The 6,275-nt window shown below is 71.4% G+C and carries 9 protein-coding genes; 7 read left to right on the forward strand and 2 right to left on the reverse strand.

Annotated features, from left to right (window positions below; genetic code table 11):
* Positions 1–141 precede the first annotated feature (141 nt).
* From E1211_RS29715 to E1211_RS29735, 5 genes are all read left to right on the forward strand, one after another.
* Positions 142–549: a hypothetical protein gene (locus E1211_RS29715; RefSeq protein WP_132353159.1), complete on the forward strand. Its 408-nt coding sequence runs from the start codon at positions 142–144 to the stop codon at positions 547–549.
* 5 nt (positions 550–554) lie between these two features.
* A complete protein-coding gene (locus E1211_RS29720; RefSeq protein ID WP_132353161.1) occupies positions 555–1,154 on the forward strand; it encodes a DUF262 domain-containing protein in 600 nt (199 codons plus the stop codon).
* 32 nt (positions 1,155–1,186) lie between these two features.
* Complete coding sequence (locus tag E1211_RS29725) at positions 1,187–1,516, forward strand: hypothetical protein (protein WP_132353163.1); 330 nt, start codon at positions 1,187–1,189, stop codon at positions 1,514–1,516.
* Between the two features lie 94 nt (positions 1,517–1,610).
* Positions 1,611–2,213 (forward strand): NUDIX domain-containing protein, encoded by a 603-nt coding sequence (locus E1211_RS29730; RefSeq protein WP_243709757.1) that lies wholly within the window; start codon positions 1,611–1,613, stop codon positions 2,211–2,213.
* Entirely contained in the window at positions 2,210–2,788 is a 579-nt protein-coding gene (locus E1211_RS29735) for a hypothetical protein (RefSeq protein WP_132353167.1), read from the forward strand. Before E1211_RS29730 ends, E1211_RS29735 begins: the two co-directional genes overlap by 4 nt.
* Before the next feature lie 72 nt (positions 2,789–2,860).
* On the opposite strand, the gene E1211_RS29740 is transcribed toward E1211_RS29735, so the two are convergent.
* Positions 2,861–3,337, reverse strand: coding sequence for a helix-turn-helix domain-containing protein (locus E1211_RS29740; RefSeq protein ID WP_132353169.1), 477 nt, complete (start codon positions 3,335–3,337; stop codon positions 2,861–2,863).
* Positions 3,321–3,629 (reverse strand): hypothetical protein, encoded by a 309-nt coding sequence (locus E1211_RS29745; protein ID WP_132353171.1) that lies wholly within the window; start codon positions 3,627–3,629, stop codon positions 3,321–3,323. The genes E1211_RS29740 and E1211_RS29745 overlap by 17 nt, the downstream gene beginning before the upstream one ends.
* Before the next feature lie 234 nt (positions 3,630–3,863).
* On the opposite strand from E1211_RS29745, the gene E1211_RS29750 reads away from it, so the two are divergent.
* Entirely contained in the window at positions 3,864–5,816 is a 1,953-nt protein-coding gene (locus E1211_RS29750) for a DUF2637 domain-containing protein (RefSeq protein WP_165947367.1), read from the forward strand.
* Positions 5,817–5,832: 16 nt separating this feature from the next.
* On the forward strand, positions 5,833–6,042 hold the full coding sequence (locus E1211_RS29755) for a hypothetical protein (RefSeq protein ID WP_132353175.1): 210 nt from the start codon (positions 5,833–5,835) through the stop codon (positions 6,040–6,042).
* Positions 6,043–6,275 lie beyond the last annotated feature (233 nt).

Raw genomic sequence — 6,275 nt, forward strand, 5'->3', positions numbered from 1 at the left:
CGACGTCGCCGCCTGGCTCGACGCCACCGCTGCCACCATCGCCTGAGACCGCGGTGGGCCGCGGGACCGACCGGATCTCCGGCCCACCGCGGCGTCCGCCTCCCGTAACCCCCAACCAACCCGACCAGCAGTGAGGACACCATGAGCGAGCAGATCACCACCACCGACGCTGCCCCCGGCGACGTTTCCGTCCAGTTTTCCTTCCCGGTGTCCAACACCGAAGGCCGGTACGCGCAGCTTGCCGTCACCGACCGCATGTCCGGCGTGCAGATCGTCAGGGTCAACCTCAGCCCGGAGGAGCTGGTCGAGTTCCTGGCGCACACCAGCGTGCGGCTGAGCGGGGCGGTCCTACCGAAGCGGCCCGAGCTGATCGGTCGCCGGCAGCAGACCACCGGCACGAGCCTCCGCCACGGCGCGGATCACACCCCCGAGCAGGTACGCGACGAGTACCTGGCCGCCGGCTGGGAGTCGGTGCAGATCCAGACCACCAACTACGGCCACCGGGTCGTCGCCCGCCGGTGGGTCACCGACGACCAGCAGGGGGAGTGAACCCGATGACCCGGCAGACGACAGCACCGCTCGAACACCTATCCCTGAACGCCACCAACCGGTTCGCGGACTTCTTTGTCCGCAACGTGCAGCGCGGCACCATGCTCCTCGACCCGCCCTACCAGCGCGGCGACGTGTGGACCGACAGCCAGCGGATGGGGCTGGTCCGGTCCTGGCTGATGGGTATCCCCGTCCCCGCCGTGGTCATCAACGACCGATCCGGACCGGCCTGGGCCCGAGCGAACCCCGGCTACTTCGACGGCGACGGCACCCCTGCCGTCTACGCGGTGATCGACGGCAAGCAGCGGATCCTGTGCGCCGCCGCGTGGCTCGGCGGGGACCTGCTCGTGCCCGCTTCCTGGTTCCCGGCCGACCACGTCGACACCGCCGAGGACACCGACGACGGCTCTTACGTCCGCTTCACCGGCCTGACCATCGTCGGCCAGCGGTTCGCCGAGAACCGCTGCGTCCTGCCCTGCGCCGAGGGCCGACTGGCGACGGTCCACCAGGAAGCCGAGGTGTATCTGCTGGTCAACGGCGGGGGGACCCCGCAGACCAGCGCCGACATGAAGAACGCAGCCCGCGTAGCTGCCGACGGCAACTGACCGCCCGCACCACCACGAGAGGGGAACCGACCTTGACCAACACACCGGGGAAGCTCGAAATCCACTACTTCGACGGCTGGGCCGCCCTGTACATCGACGGGCAGCTCGACGGCAACTCCGTCGGCGACGAACACATCGCCGAGGAACGCGCGTTCGGCCTGCTCGGCGTGAAGCAGGTCTACGACAGCGCGTTCATGCGCGGCCAGAACCAGCGGGCGGGGGTCGCCCCCACCCTCGACGACGTCGCCGCGTACCGGCAGGACCGGGAAACCCGGGCCGCCGATGCCGCGGAGAAGCGCAAGGAGGCGGAGCGTCTGCTCGCCGACGCCGCCGCCCTGGAGGCGCAGGACCGCCGTGGCTGACCCCCACCGCGGCGGCGTCTCACCCGGGCGCACCTACACACACCCGAGCGTCCTCGCTGGCATCACCGCAGGAGAACCGTGGGCGGACCCGGAGATGGACCCCACCCGCATCGGCTGGACCGCACGGCAGGCCCGCGCCCTCATCCCCTTCGAGGTCGTCGACGGCCGCCCCGTCAACCCCCACGCCCCGACCGGTATCCGTTACGGCCGTAACCAGCTCGGCCACTGGGGCGAGCAGGTCTGCGCCGACGCGCTCGTCACCCTCACCGACGCCGCCGGCCGCCGCTGGCTGCTGATGGTAAAACGCGGCGACGGCCACGGCTGGGCGCTGCCCGGCGGCTACGTCGACCCGGAGGAAACCCCGCTCCAAGCGGCAGTGAGGGAGCTGGCCGAGGAAACCGGCCTGCACCTGCCCGGCGCCCGCTGGCGCGGCAGCCCCGCCCGATACGTGCCCGACCCCCGCGCCTCCGACGAGGCATGGATGGTCACCGCCGTCTGCCGCACCCACCTCGGCACCTACTTCACCCGCCCCTGGCCGCTCGTGCAGGGAACCGACGACGCCCGCCGGGCGGCGTGGATGCGCGCCCACTCCTACTCCGACCTGGTCGGCTACCTCGCCACCAGGCACGGCGGGGTGCTGTTCCCCGCCCACACCGACCTGCTCCGCGACGCACTCAACCGCCAGGAGGACACATGACCATCGACCAGCTCACCGCACCGGCCGTCACCACGGTCGGCTGGGCCATCCGGGTGACCACACCCGCCGGCCACCAGCACACCAACACCTGCCGTGACCTGCTGTCCGCGCTCGGCCAGGCCAACGCCGTCAACCGCACCTACCCCGGCACCGCGCAGGTGGTGTACCGCAGCGAGGAGTACGGGCCGTGGATCGTGGGTCCGTACGGCGACGAGTTCGGCATCGAGTACCAGTGGCCGGACGGCCGCACCGAGGTCGAGGCCGTCGCGAGCCGGGAGGACGCCGACTCGCGGGTCCGCATGCGGAACTACTCGGCGGAGGGCTCTCACGCCCGGGTGGTGTCCCGTGTGGTCCGGCACGGCGAGTGGGCGCCGTTCGAGTCGGCCCCCACCACACCGCCGCGGCAGCATCCGTTCTGGTGGGCGCGCGGATGGATGGCCTGGCTGGGTGTGCTGCTGCTGGCGGTGTCCCTGACCCCGTTCGATGAAGTCGCGGCGGTGGTGCTCGCCGCGGTCGGGGTCGCCCTGATCGCCGGCCCGGTGTTGAAGTTCGTGACCGAGGTCAGTACCAGGTAGCGCCCTGGACGTGCAGGTGGCCGGTCATCCCCGGACGGGGACGGCCGGCCACTGGCGTCTGGTGGTGGGCAGCTACGAGGCCGTGCGGGAGGCGCGTTCCTCTGCTTCGGCGATGCACTCCTTGATCGAGGCGAGGGCGATCTGTCGCGGTCCCGTCCGCCTCCCGGCGCTGAGCCGTCGCGCTCGGAGCTCACCCTCGTCTGCCATGTTCCGCACTGTGCCCTCGGACACGCCGAGGAGCCGGGCCGCTTCGCCGACCCCGACGAACGTGTCGCCCTGGACGACGCGCGCCGTCACATGCGGGCGAGGCTGCCGGGGCTTGTCGGTGTGCGCCACGTTCCACAGCGGGCGCTCAGCCTTGATTGCCTTCTTCTCCGCCTCGGCTGCCGCATCGGCGGTGGCGTAGTGCTCGATCTTGATCGTGGTGACCTGTGGCCACCAGGGCTTTTCCTTGCTGTGCTTCGTGAACCGCAGCTCCAGACGGCGTCGTAGAAGCGGTAGAGGACGTAGGTGCGGGTGATGGTTGCTGTGGTCACTCAGGGATTCCATCCGGGTGGTCGGCCGATCGGATCTTCCGTGACTCACTGAGCACTGCCTCGACGTCCTCGGGGTGGCACAGCCGCTCCCCGGACGGGTCGATCTGATACCGGATCACCAGTCGCTTCCGGCCGAACCGGACGCCCTTGGTGATCCACCGGTCGACGCTCGACCGGCTCGCTGGCTTCCCGTTCGGGTTGGCGAACAGCGTCATGAGGTCGCCGACCTTAAGCCACTCCCCGTCGTGGAGGCGTTGCTCGATGTCGGCGCGTTCCCGCTCGTCAACGCGGTCGTCTGAGCCCACGCAACACCCCCTCGCTCCTGTTGGCCGCGATCTTAGTGCCGCGAGCGAGGCGCAGCGTGCAGGCGCGGTCGGCATCGCCAGTAACGTCACGCTGCACAGGATACCTACTCTCCCGACTGTTTCAACTCACCCATGTCACCCTACTAGCCCGACTGTCCCAAACATTGCTACGATCGCCGGGAGCAGCCACCCACGGCTGGACCGCCACCTCGTCCGGGAGGGACGCCAGTGACGATGACCGTCGAGCACACCACCGCCCCGGGGCACACCGCCGCCCTCGCGGCCAACATCCCCACCTGGCAGGCAGTCCTCGACACCGTCGGCGCCGCCCTCAACCAGGTCCCCGGCTGGGCATGGCTCGCCCTCGCCACCGCCCTGTTCGCCGGCCTGGTCGTGATGCGTCGCCTCCTCGACAAGGCACACCGAGCCCCCGCACCGAAGAAGACCGGCGAGGAGCCGAAGACCGGCAACGAGCCCAAGAAGCTCGGCAAGCTGTTCGTCGCCGCGGTCGTGTTCGCTGGCCTGCTGTGGACTGGTGTGCTCGTCGGCTCCGGCCGCAACCTCATCGGCTGGGGACGCGACACCCTCGGATGGCGCAACGGCTGGGACTGGCTTGTGCCGGCCACCCTCGACGGCGTTGCGATCGCCTTCGCGGTGCTGATGTTCGTGGCCGTGCAGGTCGGCCGTCCCACCGGCCGCGCCTACCGGGTTGTGTGGGGAGCGACGATCACGTCAGCGGCCATCGGGTTCAGCCACGAGTACGACGGCACCGGGGCGTCGCTGGCCGCTGCGGTGTACCTCGGCCTACTCGCGGTCGGGGCGATGGCGATCCTCCACGAGCTGCTGGACCTGTTCCGCGCTCACACCGCGAAGAAGGTCGCCCGGGTCAACCCGGTGTTCGGGCTGCGCTGGTTCACGTACACGCCGAACACGTTGTGCGCGTGGTTGGCGTGGCAGAACCACCCGCCCCGCCCGCTTCGGGCGGACGCGAGCGACGAGGACGTCGCCTGGTACGGGTCGGTGGGGCACGCTGTGCGTCACCTCGGGACCGTTCGCCGGGCGAAGCGCATCGCCGCGTACCGGGTTGACCGGTATGCCGGGGCGTTGCCGCCGGTCGGGTGGGCGCGGGTCCTGCTGTGGCTTCGTGTCCGGCAGCTCGGTGCCGCCCTGGTGCACCTGCGGGAGACCAGCGCGGCGGAGCTGGACGCTCGGGACGCAGCGCACGCCGCCGAGCTGACCGGCGAGCGGCAGGCCGCCGAGGCTGCGCTGGCCGCCGAGCGGGAGCGGCACGCCGTCGAGGTGGAGGCTGTCCGCCGGGAGCTTTCCGCCGCCCGCGCCGAGCTGGACGCCGCGCTCGCCCAGCTGGACACGACGCGCCGGGAGTTGGCGACGACGATCGGCCTGTTCGAGACGGCGTCGGCGGAGCTGGACGAGGCGGTCGCTGGCCGGCGGGCCGCGGAGCAGCGGGCGGTCGAGGTCGAGGCGCAGGCCGAGCGGGCGCGTGTCGAGGCGATCGCCGCCCGGCAGGTGACGGCAGACACGACCGTCACGGTCGAGCGGCTGACCGGGCAGCTTCGTGACGCCCAGCAGGAGTGCGGTCGGCTGGCGGCCACCACCGAGCATGTGCGGGCCGCCGTGGACGACGAGTGGCGGCGTCGCGTCGCGGAGCTGACGGCCCGTCATGACGCCGAGGTGGCCGCCACGGTGGAGCGGATGACGGCGGACCGTGACGCCGCTGTGGCGGCTGCGCGTGACGCCGCTGTGGCGGCGGCCCGTGACGCCGTGACGCCTGGTCGCCGTGACGCCGTGACGGCAGGCCGCCGTGACGCCGCGACGGGTGACGGTGACGCCGTGACGCCCACCGCCGGTGATGGACCCCGTGACGACGCGACGGCTGTGACGCCGCCGCTCGCCGGACGTCGTGGCGGCGGCGGTCAGGACCGAGCGCCGCGACGCCCGCCATGGAGTGACGCCCAGGCCGCCGCGTTCGACTACCGCGCGAAGCACCCCGCCGCGACGTGGGTGGAAATCGCCGAGCACGTCGGCAAGCCGGAGGCCACGGTTCGCCGCTGGTTCCGGTGGCGCGACGAGCACGATGCCAGCGTTGCGGCCGTGCCCACCACCCCGATCCTGAGCCCGAAGGAGCCGGTCACCTCCGGCACCAACGGCACCACCGTGAAGCCCTGACCAGGAGGTACCCGACATGACACTTGCGGCTCTCGGAGCGATCCTGCTCGTCGTCCTGCTCATCCTGTGGTGGCGGCAGCGGCCCTCGCTCACCTTGCTCGTGCTGGCCATTTTCCTCGGCGTGATCATCAAGTCGAGCAGCGACGGCTTCCTGGAGCAGTGCGTGGACGCGGTGTTGAAGGCGACCCGGACGGTCCTCGACTGGCTCGCGGGCCTGTTCAAGTAGGAGATCACAGTGCGTAGCGTCAACCCCTTGACCTGGCGGCGTGGTCAACCCCAGGACCGGCCCGCTGAGGGTGCGTCTGCACGCTCAGAGGGGACTTCCACCTCGCCGGTCACCCCCTTGACCGGTCAGGGGGGTGACCCGGTGCAGAGCGTGACCGACGCGGGTGCCGCGGCTGTCCCGGCACCCCCGGTCGGGCCGCCCCCCGTGCCCGCACCGGACGCCCCGGACACCAC

Source organism: Micromonospora sp. 15K316 (genome assembly GCF_004348525.1).
In the GTDB taxonomy this organism is placed as follows: Bacteria; Actinomycetota; Actinomycetes; order Mycobacteriales; family Micromonosporaceae; genus Micromonospora.

What these genes read in the sequence shown, in the direction of transcription:
- E1211_RS29735 (WP_132353167.1), top strand. Translation starts at nt 2,210, where the DNA reads ATGACCATCGACCAGCTCACCGCACCGGCCGTCACCACGGTCGGCTGG.
- E1211_RS29740 (WP_132353169.1), bottom strand. Translation starts at nt 3,337, where the DNA reads ATGGAATCCCTGAGTGACCACAGCAACCATCACCCGCACCTACGTCCT.
- E1211_RS29730 (WP_243709757.1), top strand. Translation starts at nt 1,611, where the DNA reads ATGGACCCCACCCGCATCGGCTGGACCGCACGGCAGGCCCGCGCCCTC.
- E1211_RS29720 (WP_132353161.1), top strand. Translation starts at nt 555, where the DNA reads ATGACCCGGCAGACGACAGCACCGCTCGAACACCTATCCCTGAACGCC.
- E1211_RS29755 (WP_132353175.1), top strand. Translation starts at nt 5,833, where the DNA reads ATGACACTTGCGGCTCTCGGAGCGATCCTGCTCGTCGTCCTGCTCATC.
- E1211_RS29750 (WP_165947367.1), top strand. Translation starts at nt 3,864, where the DNA reads ATGACCGTCGAGCACACCACCGCCCCGGGGCACACCGCCGCCCTCGCG.
- E1211_RS29715 (WP_132353159.1), top strand. Translation starts at nt 142, where the DNA reads ATGAGCGAGCAGATCACCACCACCGACGCTGCCCCCGGCGACGTTTCC.